23 protein-coding genes, 2 tRNA genes and 1 pseudogene are annotated in these 21,313 nt (G+C 59.2%); 16 read left to right on the forward strand and 10 right to left on the reverse strand.

Annotation, left to right across the window (positions count from 1 at the left end; translation table 11 throughout):
* Positions 1-126: pseudogene (locus ACIQ47_RS05565) on the forward strand (squalene synthase HpnD); the annotation flags it as partial.
* Positions 127-146: 20 nt separating this feature from the next.
* Here ACIQ47_RS05565 and ACIQ47_RS05570 read toward each other — a convergent pair.
* The 3 genes from ACIQ47_RS05570 to ACIQ47_RS05580 form a co-directional block, all read right to left on the reverse strand.
* Positions 147-1,433 (reverse strand): type II toxin-antitoxin system HipA family toxin, encoded by a 1,287-nt coding sequence (locus tag ACIQ47_RS05570; RefSeq protein ID WP_396437203.1) that lies wholly within the window; start codon positions 1,431-1,433, stop codon positions 147-149.
* An 85-nt stretch (positions 1,434-1,518) separates the two neighbouring features.
* Positions 1,519-2,169 (reverse strand): glutathione S-transferase family protein, encoded by a 651-nt coding sequence (locus tag ACIQ47_RS05575; protein WP_396437204.1) that lies wholly within the window; start codon positions 2,167-2,169, stop codon positions 1,519-1,521.
* Between the two features lie 57 nt (positions 2,170-2,226).
* Positions 2,227-2,934, reverse strand: a complete 708-nt coding sequence (locus ACIQ47_RS05580; RefSeq protein WP_296292062.1) for an HAD family hydrolase — start codon at positions 2,932-2,934, stop codon at positions 2,227-2,229.
* Positions 2,935-2,953: 19 nt separating this feature from the next.
* Between ACIQ47_RS05580 and hemH the strand changes: the two genes are divergently transcribed.
* The 3 genes from hemH (at position 2,954) to ACIQ47_RS05595 (ending at position 4,363) form a co-directional block, all read left to right on the forward strand.
* Positions 2,954-4,042, forward strand: coding sequence for a ferrochelatase (gene hemH, locus ACIQ47_RS05585; RefSeq protein WP_396437205.1), 1,089 nt, complete (start codon positions 2,954-2,956; stop codon positions 4,040-4,042).
* A 62-nt stretch (positions 4,043-4,104) separates the two neighbouring features.
* Positions 4,105-4,181, forward strand: a tRNA-Pro gene (locus ACIQ47_RS05590).
* 105 nt (positions 4,182-4,286) lie between these two features.
* Positions 4,287-4,363: transfer RNA gene (locus tag ACIQ47_RS05595), tRNA-Arg, on the forward strand.
* 85 nt (positions 4,364-4,448) lie between these two features.
* On the opposite strand, the gene fliS is transcribed toward ACIQ47_RS05595, so the two are convergent.
* The 7 genes from fliS to flhA form a co-directional block, all read right to left on the reverse strand.
* Positions 4,449-4,871, reverse strand: a complete 423-nt coding sequence (gene fliS, locus ACIQ47_RS05600) for a flagellar export chaperone FliS (protein WP_396437206.1) — start codon at positions 4,869-4,871, stop codon at positions 4,449-4,451.
* A 91-nt stretch (positions 4,872-4,962) separates the two neighbouring features.
* Positions 4,963-5,562 (reverse strand): hypothetical protein, encoded by a 600-nt coding sequence (locus tag ACIQ47_RS05605; protein WP_396437207.1) that lies wholly within the window; start codon positions 5,560-5,562, stop codon positions 4,963-4,965.
* A 32-nt stretch (positions 5,563-5,594) separates the two neighbouring features.
* Entirely contained in the window at positions 5,595-6,116 is a 522-nt protein-coding gene (locus ACIQ47_RS05610) for a hypothetical protein (RefSeq protein ID WP_396437208.1), read from the reverse strand.
* 26 nt (positions 6,117-6,142) lie between these two features.
* The gene (gene fliA, locus ACIQ47_RS05615) at positions 6,143-6,850 is read right to left on the reverse strand and encodes an RNA polymerase sigma factor FliA (protein WP_396437209.1); all 708 of its coding nucleotides are present in this window, start codon (positions 6,848-6,850) and stop codon (positions 6,143-6,145) included.
* Between the two features lie 5 nt (positions 6,851-6,855).
* Positions 6,856-7,680, reverse strand: coding sequence for a MinD/ParA family protein (locus ACIQ47_RS05620; protein ID WP_396437210.1), 825 nt, complete (start codon positions 7,678-7,680; stop codon positions 6,856-6,858).
* The gene (locus ACIQ47_RS05625) at positions 7,673-9,157 is read right to left on the reverse strand and encodes a hypothetical protein (protein WP_396437211.1); all 1,485 of its coding nucleotides are present in this window, start codon (positions 9,155-9,157) and stop codon (positions 7,673-7,675) included. The genes ACIQ47_RS05620 and ACIQ47_RS05625 overlap by 8 nt, the downstream gene beginning before the upstream one ends.
* Before the next feature lie 6 nt (positions 9,158-9,163).
* The gene (gene flhA, locus ACIQ47_RS05630) at positions 9,164-11,281 is read right to left on the reverse strand and encodes a flagellar biosynthesis protein FlhA (RefSeq protein WP_396437212.1); all 2,118 of its coding nucleotides are present in this window, start codon (positions 11,279-11,281) and stop codon (positions 9,164-9,166) included.
* Positions 11,282-11,511: 230 nt separating this feature from the next.
* Between flhA and ACIQ47_RS05635 the strand changes: the two genes are divergently transcribed.
* The 12 genes from ACIQ47_RS05635 to ACIQ47_RS05690 are packed head-to-tail and all read left to right on the forward strand — an operon-like array spanning position 11,512 to position 21,313.
* A complete protein-coding gene (locus tag ACIQ47_RS05635; protein WP_396437213.1) occupies positions 11,512-13,149 on the forward strand; it encodes a flagellar hook-length control protein FliK in 1,638 nt (545 codons plus the stop codon).
* A gap of 23 nt (positions 13,150-13,172) precedes the next feature.
* Complete coding sequence (gene fliL / locus ACIQ47_RS05640; RefSeq protein WP_396437214.1) at positions 13,173-13,751, forward strand: flagellar basal body-associated protein FliL; 579 nt, start codon at positions 13,173-13,175, stop codon at positions 13,749-13,751.
* 21 nt (positions 13,752-13,772) lie between these two features.
* On the forward strand, positions 13,773-14,771 hold the full coding sequence (gene fliM / locus ACIQ47_RS05645) for a flagellar motor switch protein FliM (RefSeq protein ID WP_396437215.1): 999 nt from the start codon (positions 13,773-13,775) through the stop codon (positions 14,769-14,771).
* 21 nt (positions 14,772-14,792) lie between these two features.
* On the forward strand, positions 14,793-15,101 hold the full coding sequence (gene fliN, locus ACIQ47_RS05650; RefSeq protein WP_396437216.1) for a flagellar motor switch protein FliN: 309 nt from the start codon (positions 14,793-14,795) through the stop codon (positions 15,099-15,101).
* Positions 15,102-15,111: 10 nt separating this feature from the next.
* On the forward strand, positions 15,112-15,441 hold the full coding sequence (gene fliO / locus ACIQ47_RS05655) for a flagellar biosynthetic protein FliO (protein ID WP_396437217.1): 330 nt from the start codon (positions 15,112-15,114) through the stop codon (positions 15,439-15,441).
* A complete protein-coding gene (fliP, locus tag ACIQ47_RS05660; RefSeq protein ID WP_396437218.1) occupies positions 15,438-16,190 on the forward strand; it encodes a flagellar type III secretion system pore protein FliP in 753 nt (250 codons plus the stop codon). The genes fliO and fliP overlap by 4 nt, the downstream gene beginning before the upstream one ends.
* A gap of 12 nt (positions 16,191-16,202) precedes the next feature.
* Positions 16,203-16,472: a flagellar biosynthesis protein FliQ gene (gene fliQ, locus ACIQ47_RS05665; protein ID WP_396437219.1), complete on the forward strand. Its 270-nt coding sequence runs from the start codon at positions 16,203-16,205 to the stop codon at positions 16,470-16,472.
* A 19-nt stretch (positions 16,473-16,491) separates the two neighbouring features.
* Entirely contained in the window at positions 16,492-17,268 is a 777-nt protein-coding gene (fliR, locus tag ACIQ47_RS05670; protein WP_396437220.1) for a flagellar biosynthetic protein FliR, read from the forward strand.
* On the forward strand, positions 17,261-18,421 hold the full coding sequence (gene flhB, locus ACIQ47_RS05675; protein ID WP_396437221.1) for a flagellar biosynthesis protein FlhB: 1,161 nt from the start codon (positions 17,261-17,263) through the stop codon (positions 18,419-18,421). Before fliR ends, flhB begins: the two co-directional genes overlap by 8 nt.
* On the forward strand, positions 18,418-19,830 hold the full coding sequence (locus ACIQ47_RS05680; protein WP_396437222.1) for a hypothetical protein: 1,413 nt from the start codon (positions 18,418-18,420) through the stop codon (positions 19,828-19,830). Before flhB ends, ACIQ47_RS05680 begins: the two co-directional genes overlap by 4 nt.
* The gene (locus tag ACIQ47_RS05685) at positions 19,827-20,324 is read left to right on the forward strand and encodes a hypothetical protein (protein WP_396437223.1); all 498 of its coding nucleotides are present in this window, start codon (positions 19,827-19,829) and stop codon (positions 20,322-20,324) included. Before ACIQ47_RS05680 ends, ACIQ47_RS05685 begins: the two co-directional genes overlap by 4 nt.
* Complete coding sequence (locus ACIQ47_RS05690; protein ID WP_396437224.1) at positions 20,321-21,313, forward strand: hypothetical protein; 993 nt, start codon at positions 20,321-20,323, stop codon at positions 21,311-21,313. Before ACIQ47_RS05685 ends, ACIQ47_RS05690 begins: the two co-directional genes overlap by 4 nt.

Raw genomic sequence — 21,313 nt, forward strand, 5'->3', positions numbered from 1 at the left:
ATCTACCGCACCTTGCTGCGCGAGATCGAGGCCTCGGGCTATCAGGTGCTGCACCAGCGCATTGCGCTGACGCCGCTGCGCAAGCTGTGGCTGGCGTGGAAGATGCAGGCGCTGGGGCGGTTTTGAGTCGCCGCGTAGCCATCACATCATTCGGGTGAAACAGCCTCATCGGTCATCGGAGCGCTGAGCCGTTGAACCGTCAAAGCGCAGCGTTGCTCGATCAACACCACGATGCGCTCCACCACGGCATTCCCCAAATATCGGCTGCCACTGGCTTGCTGCAGTGAGCGGGCGGCACCGGGCAGTGCCTTGGCCAATTCCAAGATGCGTTTTCTGGCTGGGGATCTGGCCAACCCTGCGCTTTGCGCAAACTGCTCCCAATGCCGTGCCTGAACTTCGCTGAACTTGTATTGGCTGCCGATTTTCATGGCCATCTTGGGCGCCAGCGTCGGAGACACCGCCATTGAGAGCAGGTCATAAAAAGGTGCCAAAACAGGCGTCTGGCCCGCGTACAACAGCGAGAAATTCTTGGCATGCGCATCGTGGTTGCCGACCAAGACATTGAAGATCACACCATCGAACAAACGCAAAACGTGAGGCGAACTGGGGCGTGTGACACGGCGAACCAGATCGAAACACTGCACCAGACCCGGACCCCCTTCGTTCTGGTATTTCATTTCAGGCACCACGCCCAGCGACTGGCAAAAGTCTTCCTGATGCAGGCGCAACCTGCGGCCTTGTGTCTCCTTGATTCGGTCATGGCGCTCGACCAACAAGAACAGACGATTCAGCACAACATGAATTTGTGACTTCGCAGGCCTGAGTTGCATGGCTTCGGCCAAGGCCATGCAAAAGCCCTCGTTGATCACGCTGTCCTCCACGGCATGAATCGGCGGCTTCAAGATGTGAGCGCTGGGTGTGCCGTTGCGCGGCAAGCCGATACGATGGCCATCAAAAACCACAGGCAGTTTGTCCTGCGCACCGCCCAAAGACAGCCGCAACCCATCCTGACCCGCCAGCATGGGACGATGCGGCAACTCATCCAGAATAAAAACGACTTCTTCATCGCTCAGCCATTGCACATCGTCAGCGCTTGCGGCTGCCGGCAAAGTCTGGTCTCGCGTCAAAAAGTTCACGGCTCCGGCACATTCGCCGCCGATGTGGTCCAGCAGCGCGAAATCGTTCTGCCCTGAGATTTGCAAATGGCGTGCAAGTAAACGGCGCAACTGCCCTTCGGGCAACAGTCCTGCAAAAAAGGGACGACTATTGTGATCGTCGAAAGGCTCGGCCTGAAGAGGCAAACACATGGACAACGCCACCGCAGTCGGCTGCGCCAGCCAGCCAGGGGCATAGCAAAAACTCAGCCGCCCCTGCGACCAAGGCCAACTGCGGCTGCGTGAGTGCGAGCTGCTTGCGGGCGGTGCGGATGGCATCGCCCAATTGCTGAGATGAACAAATATTGGTCATGGCTTGCTAAATTTCCCGTTCGGGAAATTCATACGCCAACAGGCTTCACCTTCAAGGCATCGCCCGCACGCGATTTTGAGCCTCGCGCTCCATGCACGAGTGCAGCCAGCCCGAAACCGCCGGGTATTGCGCCAGCAAGCCCGGGGCCGGGCGAATCCAGTTGGCCACGCTGGCCACACACACATCGGCCACGGTGAAACGATCAGCCGCCACATGCGCCTGGCCATGGGCGTGCTGGGCTTGCAGATGCGCTTGTAGCACGGCCAAGGGCACCTTCAAGCGGTTTTCGGCTTGCTCGGCCAGTTCGGGCTTGCGCTGGTCAGCGGGCATGGCCATGCGGTGCATCAGCACGGTGAGCGCGTCTTTTTCCAGCTCGGTCACCGTCCAGAAACTCCAGCGCAGAGTTTCGGCTTCTTCGCGGGGTGTGGCGGGGGTGATCGACTGGCCATCGGGACGGCCATGGACACGGGCAATGTACAAAGCGCAAGCCATGCTTTCCCAAACCGTCACCGTGCCATCGTCACGCTCGTCCACCAGCACCGGAATGTGACCATTGGGGTTGAGCGTCAAAAACTCGGGCGTGCGTGTCGCGCCCGCCTTGTAGGTCATGGCGATGTGCTCAAACGGAACGCTCAATTCCAATGCAGCCCACAAGGGCCGCGCGGCGCGGGATGCGCTGATGCCGTAAATTTTCAAAGTCATCTCTGTCTCCTGATATTCGAATAGCTCAGGCCTCATGTCGGGGCTGAAGCCGCCGACCTAAGCGACGTAATCAGGCCAGCTGGCGCACAGCGCGTGCAAGTCTCGCACTTCCAGGTGCGGCCGGGTGTCGCCGTGGGTCCAGTCGTGGCCTTCGCGGTTGAGCCAGGCCACTTGCATGCCAGCGGCCAATGCGCCCACGCAGTCGGCGTGCGCATCGTCGCCAATGTGCAGCACCTCGTGGGTCTGCACGCCCGCTGCCGCCGCGCCAGCCACAAAAATGCGCAAGTCCGGCTTGGCCACCCCCAAAGACTGGGCGCTCACGCTGGCGTGAAAGTGCTGGCCAATGCCCACGCGGTGGACATCGGCGTTGCCATTGGACAGCGCAACGATCGGGTACTTGGCGCTCCAAAAAACCAGCGCAGGCAAGGCGTCGTCAAACAGGTCCACCTGCTGGCGCTCGGCAAAAAACACCTCAAAAGCGGCCTCCGCCAAGTGCACCGGGTCACCGGCTTGCTGCAACAAGGCGCGTATCGACTGCAGGCGCAAAAACGACAGGTCGTGCGCCCGATCGGCGTGGCGGGCATTGACCTCGGCGCGAACCGCCTGCTTCAACGCCAAGTCGGCCGACAAGGCCGCCGTCCCCGGCGCATGGTCAGACAGCCAAGCCTGCAAAACAGCCTCGGCACGGCCAATCGTGGGCCAAACGGGCCACAAGGTGTCGTCCAAATCAAGAGAAATGGCTTTGATTTTTGAAATGTCAATCATGGTGGTGGGAGAATACCGCATGGCATTCCAAAAAGAACCCTCCTTTCAGCATGGTCAAGCCGCCCGCACAGCGGTGCTGTATTGCAACTTGGGCACACCCAGCGCGCCCACTGCGCCAGCGCTTCGCAAGTATTTGGCTGAATTTTTGGGCGACAGTCGCGTGGTTGAAATCCCCAAACCTATCTGGTGGCTGATCCTGCACGGCATCATCTTGCGCGTGCGCCCCGCCAAATCGGCCGCCAAATACGCCAGCATCTGGACCGAGGGTGGTTCGCCACTCAAAGTTTTCACTGAAAAGCAAGCCCAGTCGCTGGGCACGGCACTGCAAGAGCGCGGCCACAACGTCAGCGTGCGTTACGCCATGCGCTACGGCCAGCCCTCCATTCCGGAACAACTGAGCGCCCTCAAGGCCGAAGGCGTTCAGCGCGTGCTGATCGTGCCCGCTTACCCTCAATACAGCGGCACCACCACCGCCAGTGTGTTCGATGCCGTTTACCACTGGGGCTTGAAAACCCGGCTCATTCCCGAGATGCGCTTCGTCAACCACTACCACGACGACCCGCGCTACATCGCCGCGCTGGCGCAGACGGTTCGTGAACACTGGGCTGCCAACGGCCAATCCGAACAATTGGTGATGAGCTTCCATGGCGTGCCCGAGCGCACCCTGCATTTGGGCGACCCGTACCACTGCGAATGCATGAAAACCGGCCGCCTGCTGACCGAAGCGCTCGGCCTGTCCAAAGACCAATACAAACTCACCTTCCAATCGCGCTTTGGCAAAGCCAAGTGGCTGGAGCCCTACACCGAGCCCACGCTGGTGGCGATGGCTCAGCAAGGCGTAAAAAAGGTGGACGTGATCTGCCCTGGCTTCACAGGCGATTGTCTGGAGACGCTGGAGGAAATCCAGCAAGAAGCGAAGGAAGCTTATCTGCACGCGGGGGGCGAAAGCTTCAGTTACATCCCCTGCCTGAACAACCACGCGCAGTGGATCGATGCCCTGACCGACATCAGCCTGGACCACATGCAGGCTTGGGACTTGTCAACACCTGACGCCATGGCGCTGGCCGCCAGCCGCGAACGCGCATGGGCGCATGGCGCCAAAAACTGATCAGATTTTTTTAGCGCTCGTCTCTGATACCCCCTCATTTGGGGGTTAGAATAGCTATCAGTCGGAGCGTAGCGCAGCCTGGTAGCGCATCTGCTTTGGGAGCAGAGGGTCGCGAGTTCGAATCCCGCCGCTCCGACCATTTCATTCAATGCCCAACCAGCGCATTGAACACATTGAATCCAACAACAAAGGCCCATCAAGGGCCTTTTGTGTTTATTCTGCGTGTGCATGCTGCATATTTTTTCTGCCCGTAGCTCAGTTGGATAGAGCAACAGCCTTCTAAGCTGTGGGTCACAGGTTCGATCCCTGTCGGGCAGACCACTTCCCCACGCCCGACTCAGCCTTAGCCGCGTCAAAAATTCAGCCTTGTGACCCATCAAGAGGCCGCATCAGAAAGGTCAACCCTTCAGTTGGTGTAACGCAAAGCTGGCTGGGTCTGGCCCAGCAGGCTGGGCAGAGTCTTCCAAGCCTCGGTGATGTCCTTGATGAGACTTTGAACTTCTTCGAGCGCTGTCAGATCGTTGTAGGCATTGATGTGAAACAAGCGGCGGGTCACATAGGCATACAACTCGTTGAGGTTTTGAGCCAACTCGCCACCACGCTCGAAATCCAGCGCCCCCTGCAAACCCACCACAATGCGGCCTGCGCGTGACAGGGCTTTGGACTTTTCTTCAATCACGTTGTTTTGGATATGGCCCTTGGCCGAAGACAAGCTTTCGGTCAAACCGTCAAACAGCATCTGGATCAGTTGAACATTGTCCGCTGTGGCAACGCCTGTGACCACTTGTACCGAACCGTAACTTTGAGCCGCTCTTGAATATGCACGCATGGTGGAAAACCTTTAATTAACTGCTTGTACAAACAGTATCGGAAAGGCCGGGGGAAACTTGAGCCACCGAGGCGCAACAAAGGACAAAAACTCAAGGCGCCGATGGGGGCACCAGAACGGGCATCTCGGCACCGAGCCGCGGCATCAAGCTGACCGACAAGGGCTGAGCCAAATTCACCATCGCTTTGCTGTACAGGGTTTGGCCCGCTTCATCAAGGGCGAGGCGAACCGTTTCGAGCTGATCTGCAGGCAGCTGGACACTGTCCAGGCCACATTTGTAAAGGGTATTGACCTGTGCGGAGGGCAGCCATGACTCCACCGGACCGCGCGCGGTGTTGATCAACTTGGTGTTTTTGGGCTCAGCCATCGCGCCCATCCGACCGTCATTGACGCCCTCTTGAAAAATCGCGTCAACGTGCTTGTGCAAAACCATTTCATAGTGCAGCCGAACCTCATCGATCACATCAAGATCCAATCCCTCAGGCACCCGCCCTGTCATCGCATCCCAAAGTTTTTTTGAACTCAAACCAGCAAAAGGCCCTGAGGGAACCACATCTTTTTGAGATTTAAGGGACTGGCTAAATTGGCGGGTTTGCTTCTCAAGGTTATTGACCCGGTCGAGCAGATAAAGGATGCACACCAAAAGCACCAAAATGCCCATGGCCATCAAAGCAGATACAAAAGCATCCATAAAGACCCACTCCAAATCAGTGAATCAAGCCATCAGGGCATCCCTGAAGCAGCCTCATCGTCGGGTGACTGGGCCAATTCGTCCCGCAAAAACTGTAAAATCTGGAAAGGCTCTGCCAGTTTCAACTCGTAGTAGCACAGTTGATTGGCCAAGCCCTGCATGGTCTCTATGGCCTTGAGCGCAGGAATTTCCGCTCGTTGGTAGCGCCCGCCCAGAAAAAAAGCTTCGTGGGCATACTCTTCGGGCAGATAAACATAGACCTCGTTTTCACCCGCCTTGATTTTTTGAAACAGGGAAGGTTCAGGCTCGGGCGGCTTCTCATTTCCTTTGGCGATGGCCACAGAAGCCAACTCCTGCCAAGCGGACGTTTGTTCAGCGCCTGTCACAAACGATTTGTCCAGGTGCGCACGACACAGCAACCCCATGCGCATGCGCAAGTTCCTGCTTTCTCGTGAATCGGATTCGGATGCGATGAGTTTTTCGAAAAGCGCTTGCGCCTTCCTCATTTCTTCTTCAGGATTTTTTTGGGAAAAAAGGGAAAAAATGGACGCCATGTTCTGACAATTTTATCATTTTGTCATCAGACCTGCAGTGTGTGTCGCAGTTTTTTGACCACCGTGGACAAAATTTGACTGACTCTTGACTCGCTGACGCCCAGCACTTCCCCAATCTCTTTCAGGTTCAACTCTTCTACGTAGTAGAGATTCATCACCAGCTTCTCGCGCTCGGGCAATTCGTCGATGGCGTCCACGACGGCGTCCATGAATTCAGCCTCTTCCACCATGACCTCAGGCTGCAATGCGCTGTCCCCCGGCATGCTCATGACCTCGTCGCTGACCACTTCCATGGAATAGGTCTCAAAACGCTTGGCTTGGCCACGCTCACGTTGGAAATCGTCGAGTTCCTTGCCCATGAACAAGGCCAGCTCGGACTGGGTGGGCGCACGGCCCAACTCGGCGGCCAACACATGCACCGCCTCGTTTTCGCTTTTGTTGAAAGCCACAGCCGACCGCGGCAAAAAGGACTGCCTGCGCACCTCGTCCAGGATGGCCCCACGAACACGGCTCAACGCAAAGTGCTCAAACTCGAACCCTTTGGTCGGGTCAAACGAGCGTGCCGCCTCAATCAGCCCGACCATCCCCACCTGGATCAACTCGTCGAGTTCCATAAAAGGGGGAACACGGGCTTTCAGGTGGATGGCCACACGCTTGACCATCGGCATGTGCGCGATGATCAATGACTCATGGCGGTTGTCTACCTGTTCGTAAAGGGATATGGTCTTGGACACGTTGATCACCTCAGCGCAGAAACGCGCAGCATGCGCTCGGCAAAAAACTGCAGACGTCCCGACGGCCCATCCACGGGCGGCAGCTGATCGATGGCGTCGGCCAAAGCCCGAAAATCGCGAGCTGCGGCGCTGCCGGGGGCAAACTCCAGCACCGTCTGGTATTTGCGCAAGGACTGCAGGACCAACTCATCGGCCTCAATGGACTGCAAAAACCTGACCGAAACCCCCAGGAAACGGTTGCACACATCGTTCAGGCGGCGGTGAAGTTGCCTTCCCTCGTGGGCATTGCCCACCATGTTCGGGATCAGGTAAATCTCATCCAGCGATTGCTCGGTGGACATGACCTTGATCAAGCCATACGCATCGGCAATGGACGAAGGCTGGTCACACACCACCACAAAACGGCGCTGGCAAGCGGCCATGAAATCGAGCACGGCCGGGGCGATGCCCGCCGCCACATCCACCACCAGGTAATCCACCGGCTCTTGCAGGCCATCAAAGGCGCGGATCATGCTGGCGATTTGCTGGGTATCGAGCGCTGCGATGTCACGCAAGCCCGAAGCACCCGGCACCAAGCGAACGCCCTGCTTGGTGGTCACCAACACTTCGTCCAGCGTTTTTTCGCCGTTGAGCACATGGCTGATGTTGAAGGGGGCATAAGCACCCAAGGCAATTTGGGCGTTGGCCATGCCCAGGTCAGCGTCCAGCAGCATGACCTTGTGGCCACGCATGGCCAAGGCCACTGCCAGATTGATGGAGACCGTGGTTTTGCCAGCCCCCCCCTTGCCGCTGGCGACACCAATGACCTGAGGAAAGTTGGGCTTATCCATGCGCAACTTTCAAGGTGGAAGATGCTTTGGCGGAGGGTCGTCGTGAGGGGGTCTTGGGCTGGTTGCACATAAAACTTGGGATCACGGTGACTTCATCCACCGCGTTCTTGCCACGCAACTTCGCAGCCTTGGTGAGGGATTTAGGCGCTTTGACAACCGGTGGTTTTTTGGCGCGGGAAACGCGCACAGGCGCATGGATCGTCACAGGCTCCAGCAAAGGCACAGGCATCGCGGTCTGCGCAACGGGCGCCAAAGGTAAATGCTCTGCCAAAGGGGTCAACGCCAATTGCACCAAACGCGAGGCATCAAAAGGCTCTGCCGCGTGATCAATGCGGCTGGAACCCGCCACACAGGAAACACCCAAAGGCTGCTCGCTCAAGCCCTTGATCAGCGCCCAGGGATACGCGGCCTCATCCACCTTGCTCAACATCAAGGAGGACCAGCTCAAAGCAGAATTTTTAAGAATCTTTTGCACACTGGTCACTGTAGCATCAACCGGTAACACGGCATGGCGCAAGACCTTCGGATGCTCGGTTTGCAGCAACTCGGCTTGGGCACAGAAATCCGTCCCGCACGTGTCGATCCAGACCGTTTTACCTTCCAACTCCTGCAACAAGATGCGCAACATGTCCGAGTTGGCGGCACGCATGCAAGCCACACCCGACTGAGCCGCCAACAACTGCATCTGGGCCCAGGCCCCGGGGCGCTGATCGGCAAAACTGACCAAGACCTGGCTGTCGACCCCATGGACGTGCGCTGCGGCGAAGGCCAAGCGACCCACCATGGAGGTTTTGCCAGAACCAGAAGGACCGCACAAGGCATGAACGCCTGATTCGGGTGGCGTCATGGCTGCACGACGCAAAGCACTGACCAGCAGACCCTGCATCACTGGCCAAGCGTCTTGAACGCTCTCAAACTCTTGGATGCTGTCGGTCAGCAAAGCGCGCAGACCGGCGGGCATGCCCACTTCATTCATGGCCAAACACAATTGCTGGATGGCAGGTGACAAACGCAGGCCATCTTGCCAAGGCATCATCTGTCGCGACAGGCTGAACTCCTTGCGCAGGGCTGCCATTTCCAGGCGCAGCAATTCCACAATTTCATGGCTGCGTTGGCCCTCGTGGCGCAATTGCTCGGCTTGTGCCTCCACCTGTTTCGCCGCCACTGCCGCTTCCAGCGGCAGACCCCAATCCGGCAAGGACGCCTCAGGCAACAAAGGCGACAAAGAGCTGGCGCTTTGGAACAGTTGAGAAAACGGCACAAAAGGCGCCGCCGCACCGTCTTGGCCGTTCACCTCTACAACAGCCGGTGCGGACACTTCTGGCGCTGGCTGGGCATCCAGGTCCACGGCCACGATCAGCTCGGTTTGATTGTCCAGTCGCTGGGTGGAGATGATCAACACGTCCGATCCATACAACTGAATAGCCTTTTCGTTGGCAGAGCGACTGTCGCGAGCGAGGATGCGTTTGAGTTCCATGATCTATCAGGCCTTGGTAACGGAAGGGTTGTTGCGGGGATCGGCTTGCACGGTGTTGATCACTTTGACCGGCTGGTCGTCCGGAATTTCGCTGTAAGACAGTACCGTCAGGTCGCTGACACGAAAGCGCACGGCCTTGGACATCCAAGGGCGAATCGCAGGCGACACCACCAGCACAGCCGGAAAGCCCTGCTCTTCGGTGGTGCGGGCACTTTCGCGCAAAGCGGTAAAGAGGCTTTCGGCCAGACTCGGCTCCAGCACCATGCCAGCCGAGCCATTGTTTTGTTGGAGCACGTTGTGCAGCAACTGCTCCAATTGAGGATCCAACGTCAGCACCGACAAGGTGTCGCGGTTTTCCAGCAAGCCCTGAACTATCATGCGGCCCAGCTTGGGGCGAACCAACTGCGCCAATTGGTCGGGATCTTGCGTGCGGCCGCTGACCTCGGTCAAAGCCTCCACCACCGTGCGCATGTCACGAATCGGCACAGATTCTTGCAGCAGGTTTTGCAGCGTGCGGGTCACCACGCCCAAAGACAACTTGCCAGGCACCAGCTCTTCAACCAGTTTGGGCGACTTGGCCGCCAGCTTGTCCAGCAGTTTTTGGGCTTCGTCGTGGCTCAGCAACTCATGGGCGCTGTCACGCAAAACCTTGTTCATGTGGGTAGCAATGGCCGTGCTCGGGTCCACCACGGTGTAACCCAAAGCGCGGGCCTGATCGCGCCAAGCCGGCTCAATCCAGACCGCTTCCAGGCCAAATGCAGGCTCTTTGGTCGGCTGACCTTCGACCTTGCCATACACCTTGCCGGGGTTGATGGCCAACTCGCGGCCCACTTTCACTTCGCCACGGCCACGCACCACACCATTCAAGACGATATGGTACGCATCCGGCTCCAGGTTCAGGGCATCTCGAATGCGCACCGGCTGCACCAAAAAACCCAATTCGGCCGACAGTTTTTTACGCACACCCTTGACGCGCGCCATCAACTGCCCACCCGACTCCTGGTTGACCAAAGGGATCAGGCCATAGCCAATTTCCAGGCCAATCAAATCCACCTGCTCCACATCGTCCCAATCCAGTTCCTTGGGTCCTTCATGGGTGGGCAAAGCGGGCGCGGCCAAACTTTTCTCCGTTTGCATCTGCTTGCGCAAAACCATCAAGCCCATCCCAGCCGTGGCGGCGGCCAGCGTCAGGAACACCAGATGGGGCATGCCTGGCACCAAACCCATGATGGTCAAAATGCCAGCCGAAATGAACAAGGCCGGCACATTCGAGAATTGGGCGCTCGCCTGCTCGGTCATGGACTCAGAGGTCGTCACCCGGGTCACGATGATGGCGGTGGCCAGCGACAGGAACAAAGAAGGAATCTGGGCCACCAGGCCATCACCGATGGTCAACAGGATATACAACTTGGTCGCCTCGCCCACGGGCAAGTTGTGCTGGCCAATGCCGATGGCCAAGCCCCCGACGATGTTGATGATCAAAATCAACAGGCCGGCAATCGCATCGCCACTCACGAATTTAGAGGCACCGTCCATGGAGCCGAAAAAGTCAGACTCCTGCGCCAATTCTTCCCGGCGTTTTTTGGCGGTTTCCTGATCGATCACGCCGGCGTTCAGGTCGGCATCGATCGACATCTGCTTGCCGGGCATCGCATCCAGCGTAAAGCGGGCATTGACCTCAGAGACGCGACCCGCGCCCTTGGTCACCACAAAAAAGTTCACGATCATCAAAATCACGAAGATGATGAAACCGACCACATAGTTGCCGCCGATGACGAACTCGCCGAACGCCGCAATCACTTTACCGGCCGCATCAGGCCCCTCATGGCCATGGACCAGCACCACACGGGTGGAGGCCACGTTCAAGGCCAGTCGCAACATGGTGGCAAACAGCAACACCGAGGGGAAAGACGAAAACTCAAGCGGTTTGCGGGTGCCAATCGCGATCATGATCACCACCAAGCTGATCATGATGTTGAAGGTGAACAAGATGTCCAGCAGCAAGGGCGGCAGTGGAATCACCAACATCGCCATGATCAACAGGACCAGAACGGGCAAGCCCAAACCCGCCAGATCGTAGCGCGACAAATTCTGTCGGATCGTTGACAGGGTCAAGGTGTTCATGTTCAAAAGGCCGCTGTTTGAAGGAGGAAAATCAAGGTATACCGGTTTCTCAACACCATGAAGCAAGCTGTGTGCCAACCAGACTGACAGCGCCGTGCCCCAAACCATGCCTTTGCAATGAACCAGCCCAAGCTGGTGCGCAACTTGCTCAATACATGGCCAAGACAGAAGAACGGCAAAGATTGGCCGCCGCCGTTTCAGGAACAGATACCTTTGGAAAAGCTCAACCCATGACCATTACCTTCAGCGACAACCTCAGCCAAGCCAGTGCCGCCCCAAATACCGGTACTTTAGAATTCAAATCAGACGCCAACCCCAGCACGGATGGGCAAAGCTTTGGGCAACTCATGTCTGACCTGATCCAAGCCCAGACCGAAAGCTCAGCCGAGATCGCAGACAAGGAAACGCAGCTGGCACAACAGCCAGGGCAGGAAATTGCCGTCCCTTTCAGCCTGAACGGGCTGGCGGCCGAGCTGGGCACACCCGCCGAACCCCAGAATGCCGTGACATTGAAAGCCGTCATCCTGGGACCCCATCTGAGCGTCATCACGCCTGAAACCTCCCCCCCGGACTCACAAAGCCTGGAAGCATTTGCCCGCGCCCAGGGACTGGATGAAAATGCTGTTCATTGGCTGTTTGGCGGCCACGCAGGCACCCAGCCTGCCACCCTGTCTGCCACCCTGACCACCAACCCCAGCAGCGCCAATGTCGTGACCACAGGCACTGCCTTCGGGTCAACCGAGAACCCGGGCAACGTCCAAGGCAGCCCACCGGCTATCCAACAGGCTATCCAGTCCAGTGGTTTCACAGGGCAAACAACGGCAACCCCACAGACCCCCGCCCTCTCAAATCAAGCACCTGCAACCCCACAGACCCCCGCCCTCTCAGATCAAGCACCGGCGAGCCCACAGGCACCCGCCCTCCCAGGGCAAGCACCGGCGACCCCGCAGACCGCTGCTGCTACAGGGCAATTCAGCCCAGCCGCCAATGGGCAAACCACCGTCGCGGCCACAAGCTTGCTGGGCCATGCCATGAGCGCAGCGCAAGCCCTTTGGGCCATGGCCGACGACACGGGTCAAGCCAAAAAGCCAACGGCGACCCCCAGCACCGAAGAAGCGCTGCCTCTCCAAATGCTGCGCATGCCGCCCCCGGCAGCCGTCTGGATGCAACGCAACGTCTTGCAAAGCGTGCTGCAGCAAACCGAGAGCGCACCCAAAGAAGCCGATATCAGCCTCAGCGAGTTGGACCTGGGCGCGGACTGGGGCGGCGAAACGCTCCGGCAACTGCTGGTCACCGAAGGCGGCGCCCACAGCACAGGCACCCACGGCACGGCCTACGCCAACTTTGCCTCCCGCTGGGACGCACAGGCCCACCCACGCAACGACCCCACCAACGCCAGCGGCCCCGCACCCGACCTGCCCGACCCCAATGCCCGCAGCGAAAACATCCAGAACCTGGCCGAAAAAATGGGCCAAGCCGTGGGACAACGCATCCTGTCGGAGATGGAAAGAGGCCAATGGCACCTGAAACTCCAACTGCGCCCCGCTACTCTGGGCCACATCGAAATTGAAATGCGGATGCGAAGCGGCGAATTTGACGCCGTGTTCACCGCACCCAACGCCACCACCCGCGATCTGTTGCAAGATGGCATGTCCAAACTCAGGGAAACACTGAGCCAAATGGGCATGGATGTTGCTAACATCCATGTAGGTGGTGGTCAGACCGGCCAAAGTGGCGGAGACCCGACACCTGGTTTTTCCAAAGGCACGCCCAAGCAGCCCAAAGAAAGCGGCCAGGACACCACCCCAGAAATAGCCCGAGCACCGCGCGTCAAGGACCCCAATGATGGTCTGGACGTTTTGGTCTGACAGCCAACCAACGAGGACGTACCATGGCAGATGAAGAAACCGAAGTCGAAGTCAAAAAGAAATCACCACTGGTCAAGATCATTCTGATCGCCGTCGTGGCCATCTTGGTCTTGACAGGCACCGTGGTGGGCACCTTGTTTGTCACGGGCTTTTTCGACAAAAAAGACACCTCCGCTGCCGAAGCACAACTGAAAGCGCTGGAGCAAGAAGCCTCTGGGGCCAAAAATGCAGCGAGTGAGGCGCAGCCCAAAAAGGTCACCAAAGACTCACCCGAGTTGACCCGTTTCGAGAACCATTACCTGGAACTCGAAAAAGACCTGGTGGCCAACCTCACCAACTCACGCAAAGTGATTCAGGTCAAGCTGGCCATCATGACCCACTACGACGAGCGCGTCTTCAAAAACGTCAAAAAACATGAATTTGCGCTGCGTGCGACCGCACTGGACGTGATGCGCCTGACCACGGATGCCGATTTGAGCCAGCCTGATTTCCGCAAAAAAATGGCCGAAAAAATCCGCATTGAGCTCAATGCCGTCCTGGAAAAATACGAAGACTTTGGCGGCATCGAAGAAGTGTTTTTCACCAGCTTTGTGGCCCAGTAAACCCCACCCTGCTGCTTGACCATGGCTGAATCCCAATCCCTCTTGTCCAGTGAAGAACTGGCCGCTTTGTCGGCCAGTTTGAGCGACGACGACACCCACACTTCACCGGGCTACAACCTGGACGTTCAGGTGCGCAAACACGACCTGGCCGCAGAAGACAGCAGCCTGGGCGTCAACGTTGCATCGCTGGACATGATCAACGAGCGCTTCATCCGCTTGTTTCGACTGGGCATGCTCGAAGTGCTGCGCACCAGCCCCCGAATGAACCCCACGCGCACACAGATCATGCGCTTTGGTGACTACCTCAAAGACCTCAAGTCCCCCTTGTCGGTCAATATCGTGCGCATGAGCCCCCTGCGCGGCTATGCCATGGTGGTGATCGAGCCCACCGTGGTGTTCAGCTCCCTCGACAGCTTCTTTGGCGGCTTTGGCCGCGGCGTTGGCCAACTGCCCCCGGGCAGGCTGTTCACCCCCACTGAAACCCGCATCATCAAAATCATCCTGCAGGTTTTCTTCCGATCCTTCAAAGAAGCCTGGTCCCCGCTGACCCCGGTCGACTTCGAGCACATCAGCTCTGAAATCAACCCCCAGTTTGCCCAAATCGTCGACGAAAACGACCTCGTCATCCTCAGCCGCTTCGAATCCGAAGCGACCTCACAAGGCTCCGGTTATCTCGACATGGTCATTCCTTACGTGGCCCTCAAGCCCGTGCGCGACCTGCTGCGCAGCCGCGTGCAAACCGGCGACGGCAACGAAGACTCCGACAAAATCTGGCGCGCCCAACTGAACGACGCCGTGCACGATGCCGAGTTGGACATGCGCATCCATCTGGGCAAACTCAGCTTGTCCTTGGAGCAACTGCGAACCATGCAACCGGGGGACGTCCTGCCCTTCAAAAAAGCCGACTTCGCCCGCGCCATGATCCAGGACATGCCGGTCTACGACGTCGAAGTCGGTGCCATGGCTGGCCAAGTGGCGATCAAGATCGTCAACGCCATCAGCCCCAACGCCCCCACCTGAACCCCACACCAAGGAACGCCCATGAGCGAACTGACCCCCACCGAAACCCCGATTGAAGCCACTGAGAAAGGCCACATCAACACCGACGTGTTGCAAAACATCCCGGTCACGCTCTCCATCGAAGTGGGCCGCGCCCAAATCAAAATCCGTGACCTCATGCGCCTGACCCAAGGCAGCGTGGTCGAACTCGACCGCATCGCGGGCGAACCCCTTGACCTGCTGGTCAACAACACCGTGGTCGCACAAGGTGAAGTCGTGCTCGTCAACGACCGCTACGGCATCCGACTGACCCGCGTGGTGCCCGCCTCCGAGCGGCTGGACAACCTCTAAAAAGCCGGCCATGAACACCGGATGGACCTTCACCGACTGGCTGCAATACGCGTTCAGCTTCGCGCTGGTCATCGGCTTGCTGCTGGCCGTGCTGTGGGGCCTTCGCAAAATGCAAAGCGGTGCCAGTTTTCTGCGCAAAAACTCACAACGTCTGCAAACGATTGAAAGCCTGTCCGTCGGCCCGCGACAAAAAATTCTCCTCATCCAGGTCGACGGCCAGGACGTGCTGGTCGGCGTGACGGCCCACCAAATGACCGCCCTGTCCCCCTGGCCCGTGCAAGCCTCTGCGAATGAGCCTTCGCCTGCACCTGTTGAACCCCTAGAAACCCAAACGCCATGAAGCGCCACGTCACCCTCGGGCTGATTTTTGCCCTTGCCCTCAGCCTTTTGCCCCTGCTGGCGCAAGCGGCCCCTGACATGCCCGCCATCACTGCCACCAACACCGGCAAAGGCACCCAATACAGCCTGACGCTGCAGCTGCTGGCGCTCATGACCACGCTGTCGGTGCTGCCCTCGGTCTTGCTCATGATGACCGCCTTCGTGCGCATCGTGATCGTCATGTCGCTGCTGCGCCAAGCCCTGGGCACCGGCCAGACCCCCCCCAACATGGTCATCGTTGGGCTGTCGCTGTTTCTCACCCTGTTTGTCATGACCCCGGTGCTCACCGATGTGTACCAAAACGCGCTGCTGCCCTACATGAACCAAGGCCTGAGCTTCGACAAAGCCCTGGCCGCGGCAGAAAAACCCATCCGCGCCTTCATGCTGCTGCAAACCCGCGAAGACGACATCGCCATGTTCATGGACATCGCGCGCAACACCAATTTCACCAGCCCGCAAGACGTGCCCTTCACCACCTTGGTGCCCGCCTTCCTCACCTCCGAGCTCAAAAGCGCCTTCACCATCGGCTTTCTGATCTACATCCCCTTCGTGGTCATCGACCTCATCGTCGCCAGCGTGCTCATGTCCATGGGCATGATGATGCTCTCGCCCATGATGATCTCGATGCCCTTCAAACTCATGCTGTTCGTGCTGGTGGACGGCTGGAGCCTGATCATGGGCTCACTGGCTGGCAGTTTTGCCATGCCCTAAAGGAAAATCACCATGGACACCGCCACCGTCATCGACCTGGGCCGCCACGCCCTCTGGACCATCGCCCTGGTCAGCGCCCCGCTGCTGATGGTGGCACTGGCCGTGGGTCTGTTCATCGGCATCATCCAGGCCGCCACCTCCATCAACGAAATGACACTCAGCTTCATCCCCAAGCTGATTGCCATGGCCCTGGCCTTGTTGCTGTTTGGCAGCTGGATGCTGGTCACCCTGGTCGACTTCACGCGCAGTATCTTCGAGCGCATCCCGACCCTGTTCATCTGAGCCGCCCACAGGTCACCCCATGAACTTCCTGGCCGCCGATGTCATCGAAAGGTTTTACACCTTTTTGTGGCCCATGCTGCGCATCTCGGCCCTCATGATCACCGCGCCCATCTTCTCGCTCAGCGCCTTCAACACCCGCATGCGCATCCTGGTGGCGCTGGTGCTGGCCTGGTTGGTCTACCCCCTCTACACCTGGCCCGTGATCGACCCCACCAGCGCCCAAGGCCTGCTCGAAGTCTTCAACCAAATCATGATCGGCGCCACCATGGGCCTGATCCTGCAAATCGTGGTCGCGGCCGTGGTGGTGGCGGGCCAAAGCATCGCCGCCGCCATGGGCCTGTCCATGGCCAACATGATCGACCCCAACATGGGCAACGTCCCCGTGATCTCGCAGCTGCTCATCGTCATGTCCACCCTCATCTTTGTCGGCTTCGGGGGGCATGCCATCTTGCTGGGTCTGATCCTCGAATCCTTCAACACCCTGCCCATTGGCACCGACATCCTCAACCAAGCCGTCTACGGCCGGGTGCTGCAATGGAGCTCCATGATGTTCCTGGGCGCCGTGCTCATGGCCCTGCCCGTCATGGTCTCGCTGCTCTTCATCAACGTCGGCCTGGGCATCGTCACACGCGCCGCACCCAGCCTGAACATTTTTGCTGTGGGCTTTCCCGCCATGATCATGGCGGGTCTTGTCATCCTCATCATTTCGCTCGACAGCATTGGCGCGCGCATCGAGTGGCTTTGGGTTCAAGGCTTTTCGCTGGTTCGTGACGTCGTAGGAGCGCCCCGTGTCTGAAACCGCACAAGACAAAACCGAAGACCCAACGGCGCAAAAGCTCAAAAAAGCGCGCGACGATGGCCAAGTCGCCCGCTCCATGGAACTGCCTGCCGCCGTCATCGTCATTGGCTCCATTGCCATGCTCATGGTCACGGGCAGCTGGCTCATCACCCGGCTCTCCGCCGTGTTCGCGCAAGGCTTCGTGTTCGACCGCCAGCTGGTCGAAAAACCCCTGCTCCTGCCCGCCCACTTTGCAGAGCACTTGCTGGCCGCCTTCATTCTCGTGATGCCCGTCATCCTCTTCACCATGGTGGCTGCCGTCATCGCCTCGGGCCTCACCGGGGGCTACCTGTTCTCCCTAAGTGCCGTCATGCCCAAGGGCTCCAAGCTCAACCTCATCAGTGGGCTCAAGCGCATTTTTGGCACCAACGCCCTGGTCGAACTGGGCAAAGCCATCCTCAAGTTTGTGCTGGTCGCGACCGTGCTGTGGTGGTCGCTCATGGCCCATATGGACTCGCTCGTCCAAATTGGCCAAATGGGGCTGGAGCCCGCCCTGGACGCGGCAGGCAAGATGATCCTCCAATCGGGCCTGTGGGTGTCACTCAGCCTGGCCGTCATCGCCTTGATCGACGTGCCCTGGCAAAAGCACAGCTTCACCAAACGCATGCGCATGAGCAAGCAAGAAGTCAAAGACGAATACAAGCAAATGGAAGGCAGCCCCGAAGTCAAGGCGCAGATCCGCAGGCGTCAACGGGAAATGGCCAACTCGCGCATGATGGACCGCATCAAAGATGCCGACGTCGTGATCACCAACCCCGAACACTTCGCTGTGGCCCTCGAGTACGACCCCACCGGCGACGGTGCGCCCATCATGGTGGCCAAAGGCTCTGACCACATGGCCGCCCTGATTCGCGCCGAAGCCAAAAACCACGGCATCCACATCTTCGAAGCCGCCCCACTGGCCCGTGCCATTTACTTCACCACCGAAGTCGAGCGCCAAGTGCCCGAAGACCTTTACCACGCCGTGGCCCAAGTCATCGCCTACGTCTTCAGCCTCGAAGCGGCCTCGCCCCTGAACCCGCCTCGCCCCAGACCCCAAGTCACCGTCCCCCCCAGCATGCTGTTCAGTCCTGAAGGCAAGCGCGACCCAGTCCCAGGGGCCACCGCATGAACATCCCAATCCCCTCTACCGTTCACACCGTGAACGACTTCGTTTTCCGCTCGGCCGACCGCATGCGGATCGCCGGCTGCGCCAATGCCGTGGCCCGCGAAGGCCTGAGCCTGGCCTTGTTCTGCGAACACGAAGCCCTGCTCGACCACTACCTGAACCTGATGCTGGCGCAACTGCGGCAACAAGCCCCAGAGCACAGCATCGAGGTCTACTTCCCAGCCAACACCGACTCGCTGTTGGCCCGCTTCAACGAAGTGCTGGCCCAGCAATCGGTGCAACAAGCCACCCGAGCCTCCATGGCCGCCGAAAGCGCGCAAATCTGGATCGTGCACGATGCCCACACCTTGCCCGAAGCCGAAGTCCAACTGCTGGCCCGCCTGATTCAAAATTTCCCCGGGGCCAACATCCGCGCCATCTTGCTCATGTCGGGTGCCAAAAGGCAAAACATCACCCTGACCTCATTTGGCCGCAAGCTGCTGCGCTGGGACATCGAAGCGCCCAATTCAGAACAAGTCGAGGCCGCCTTGGCACTGGCCAGCAGCGAAGGCCGCAGCGGCCCCCTCATCCAAATGCTCAAACGCATGGACCACCCCGCGGTTGCGGTCCCCTTGGATGTCAACACCCTGGTCGCCAGCATGGCGTCAGAACCCGAGGCCGCACCGATCGCCAGCAGCAGCTTGAAACAAAAAATCCTGGGCTGGCACCAGCACGGTCAAGCCAAGCTGCAAAGCCTCTCCGGGCTGGCCCAATCCAAACCACCACGCGCCTGGGTCAAACAGCCCAAAATGCTGGCCTTGCTGCTCATTCCGGCGCTGATGCTGTCCGTCTTCATCATGCTGTTGTTGCAACCGCAATCCTTCGGCCTGAAAACACCCGCCACCCGGGTCGTGAAAAGTCAAGAAGCAGCGCCCCCCGCTACGCCAGCCGCTCCCGTTGCCACCGCCGCACCTGCCACGCCTGTCGCTGACAGCACCCCCGTCTCGCCCCCCGGTCCAAGCGCTGCCCCACAGCCCGCACCCGGCCCCACCGCACAGCCCAGCCCAGCCACCCCGGGGCCCAGTCCGCAGCCTGCCAGCAGCGGCACGGACATTCGCCAAACTCAAACCTGGATCAAGGACCTCGATCCCCAAAGCTTCTTGCTGCAATACGGCACCGCCAAAACCTACGACAAAGCACTCGAGCTCCTGAAAAGCCTGTCCGACATCAAAACCATCGCCATCGTCGAGGCCTACCACACCGGCGACAGCGTGGCGCACTTCGTCATCGTCTCCGGCCCCTATGCCCAAGTCAATGACGGCCTCGTAGCCGCCCGCAAACCCGGCATCCCCAACGGCAGTTGGGTCAGGCCCACCCGCAGCCTGCAAACCCAAATCAAAACCGCCTTGCCCAAACAGGACACCCCGCGATGAAACCCAACACCCTCATCCGCAGCGACAAAGCCCACGCCGTCAACATCCCCGCGGGCTCCAACGTGGCTGCTCGCCAAAACACCCAAAAATTCAAAACCTCGGAACCCGCCGACGACAGCCCCACCAACATTCAAAAGGTGATGCCCGTCAAAACCCCCAAAATCAAGCCCATCGAGCCCCCCGCTGCGCCTGTCAAAACCGTGCGGGCCAAAGCCGCCATCAGCCCGCCCCCGCCAGCCCCGAGCAAGCCCGTCAAGCCCAAAACCGCATCCGGCAAAACCGCCAGACCCCAACCCAAATTGCGCAACGCCCTGCCTTCCAGCAGCGCCAAAGCGCAAGTTCAAGAAGCCGCCCCCACACCGACCGAACCCGTCTGGGAACAAGACAACCCCGTCAAAACCCGCATCGATCAACTCAGAGCCCGTAACGCCCAATTGGCAGAACAACTCCAGCGACTCCCGCAGATGCCCACAGCCCGAGGAAAACGACCATGAGCGACAAAGACTTCACCCCCACCGAACCCATCCTCACGGATGCCCCCGGCAGCGAAGACAACGCCGCCCAAGCCCCCAGCAGCGACAACGACACGCCCCCAGCCACTGCAACTGCCAAGGCCCCAAGCCCAGCCGCGGCCCCCAGCGCTGCGGCACAGGCCCCCGAGCCGCGCCAGCACCAAGGCCTCGCCGTCGATGAACGCGCCTACCGGCAATACCAATCGCTGGCCCAAGTCGTGCTCGACTCGGCCGACATCGCCAGCAGGTCCGCCGAATCCGCCGCCGCCGCCAGCAGAAACATGCACAAGGCCACCACCGAATTCAAAGACCTGACCGAAGTCGGCCACAAAAAGGCCCTGATCCTGCTGGGTGCCACAGGCGGCCTGATGGTGATTTGTCTCATCTTCTTTTTGGTCATGGGCGTGCGCATGAACAGCCGCATCAACCAACTCGACACCATGATGCTGGCGGTTGGCAAGCGCGTGGTCGACCTCAACGTCGGCCTCGAATCGCTCGACGTCATCAACCGCAGCATCGAAAGTCTGACGGCGCAACAAGTCGAGCAAGCCAAAACCCAAGGCCAGATCGAAACGCGCATCAGCGACGCCCTCAAAAAATCCGAAACCATGGTCCAAACCGTGCCCGGAGAAACCGCCAAACAAGTCGCCGCCACCAGCGACAACCTGCTCAAACAAGTCCAAGCCATCAACGGCCGCCTGCAAAGCCAAGCCGGTGCCGTGCAAAGCCTGGGCAACGAAGTCAAAGCCCTCAAAGGCGCGGTGGGCAACGTCGACAAACTCAACAGCGACGTCCAAGCCCTGGTGACCCTGCAAAAAGAACGCTACCTCGAAACCCTGCAGAAAAACAACGCCAACGCCAACGCCAACGCCAACACCAACCGCCCGGTCCAGTTCCCACGCACCAACCCGCCCAGGCCCGCTGGCGAGCCGGCTGCCAACGCCCCCACAGCCACGCCTGTCACGCGCTGA

The sequence above is a fragment of the Limnohabitans sp. genome, from assembly GCF_044373035.1.
Lineage (GTDB): Bacteria > Pseudomonadota > Gammaproteobacteria > Burkholderiales > Burkholderiaceae_C > Limnohabitans_A.

Excerpts from the sequence above, each read along its gene's own strand:
- ACIQ47_RS05570 (WP_396437203.1), bottom strand. The coding sequence starts at position 1,433 with ATGCCATCCGCACCGCCCGCAAGCAGCTCGCACTCACGCAGCCGCAGT.
- ACIQ47_RS05575 (WP_396437204.1), bottom strand. The coding sequence starts at position 2,169 with ATGACTTTGAAAATTTACGGCATCAGCGCATCCCGCGCCGCGCGGCCC.
- ACIQ47_RS05580 (WP_296292062.1), bottom strand. The coding sequence starts at position 2,934 with ATGATTGACATTTCAAAAATCAAAGCCATTTCTCTTGATTTGGACGAC.
- hemH (WP_396437205.1), top strand. The coding sequence starts at position 2,954 with ATGGCATTCCAAAAAGAACCCTCCTTTCAGCATGGTCAAGCCGCCCGC.
- fliS (WP_396437206.1), bottom strand. The coding sequence starts at position 4,871 with ATGCGTGCATATTCAAGAGCGGCTCAAAGTTACGGTTCGGTACAAGTG.
- ACIQ47_RS05605 (WP_396437207.1), bottom strand. The coding sequence starts at position 5,562 with ATGGATGCTTTTGTATCTGCTTTGATGGCCATGGGCATTTTGGTGCTT.
- ACIQ47_RS05610 (WP_396437208.1), bottom strand. The coding sequence starts at position 6,116 with ATGGCGTCCATTTTTTCCCTTTTTTCCCAAAAAAATCCTGAAGAAGAA.
- ACIQ47_RS05620 (WP_396437210.1), bottom strand. The coding sequence starts at position 7,680 with ATGGATAAGCCCAACTTTCCTCAGGTCATTGGTGTCGCCAGCGGCAAG.
- ACIQ47_RS05625 (WP_396437211.1), bottom strand. The coding sequence starts at position 9,157 with ATGGAACTCAAACGCATCCTCGCTCGCGACAGTCGCTCTGCCAACGAA.
- flhA (WP_396437212.1), bottom strand. The coding sequence starts at position 11,281 with ATGAACACCTTGACCCTGTCAACGATCCGACAGAATTTGTCGCGCTAC.
- ACIQ47_RS05635 (WP_396437213.1), top strand. The coding sequence starts at position 11,512 with ATGACCATTACCTTCAGCGACAACCTCAGCCAAGCCAGTGCCGCCCCA.
- fliL (WP_396437214.1), top strand. The coding sequence starts at position 13,173 with ATGGCAGATGAAGAAACCGAAGTCGAAGTCAAAAAGAAATCACCACTG.
- fliM (WP_396437215.1), top strand. The coding sequence starts at position 13,773 with ATGGCTGAATCCCAATCCCTCTTGTCCAGTGAAGAACTGGCCGCTTTG.
- fliN (WP_396437216.1), top strand. The coding sequence starts at position 14,793 with ATGAGCGAACTGACCCCCACCGAAACCCCGATTGAAGCCACTGAGAAA.
- fliO (WP_396437217.1), top strand. The coding sequence starts at position 15,112 with ATGAACACCGGATGGACCTTCACCGACTGGCTGCAATACGCGTTCAGC.
- fliP (WP_396437218.1), top strand. The coding sequence starts at position 15,438 with ATGAAGCGCCACGTCACCCTCGGGCTGATTTTTGCCCTTGCCCTCAGC.
- fliQ (WP_396437219.1), top strand. The coding sequence starts at position 16,203 with ATGGACACCGCCACCGTCATCGACCTGGGCCGCCACGCCCTCTGGACC.
- fliR (WP_396437220.1), top strand. The coding sequence starts at position 16,492 with ATGAACTTCCTGGCCGCCGATGTCATCGAAAGGTTTTACACCTTTTTG.
- ACIQ47_RS05680 (WP_396437222.1), top strand. The coding sequence starts at position 18,418 with ATGAACATCCCAATCCCCTCTACCGTTCACACCGTGAACGACTTCGTT.
- ACIQ47_RS05685 (WP_396437223.1), top strand. The coding sequence starts at position 19,827 with ATGAAACCCAACACCCTCATCCGCAGCGACAAAGCCCACGCCGTCAAC.
- ACIQ47_RS05690 (WP_396437224.1), top strand. The coding sequence starts at position 20,321 with ATGAGCGACAAAGACTTCACCCCCACCGAACCCATCCTCACGGATGCC.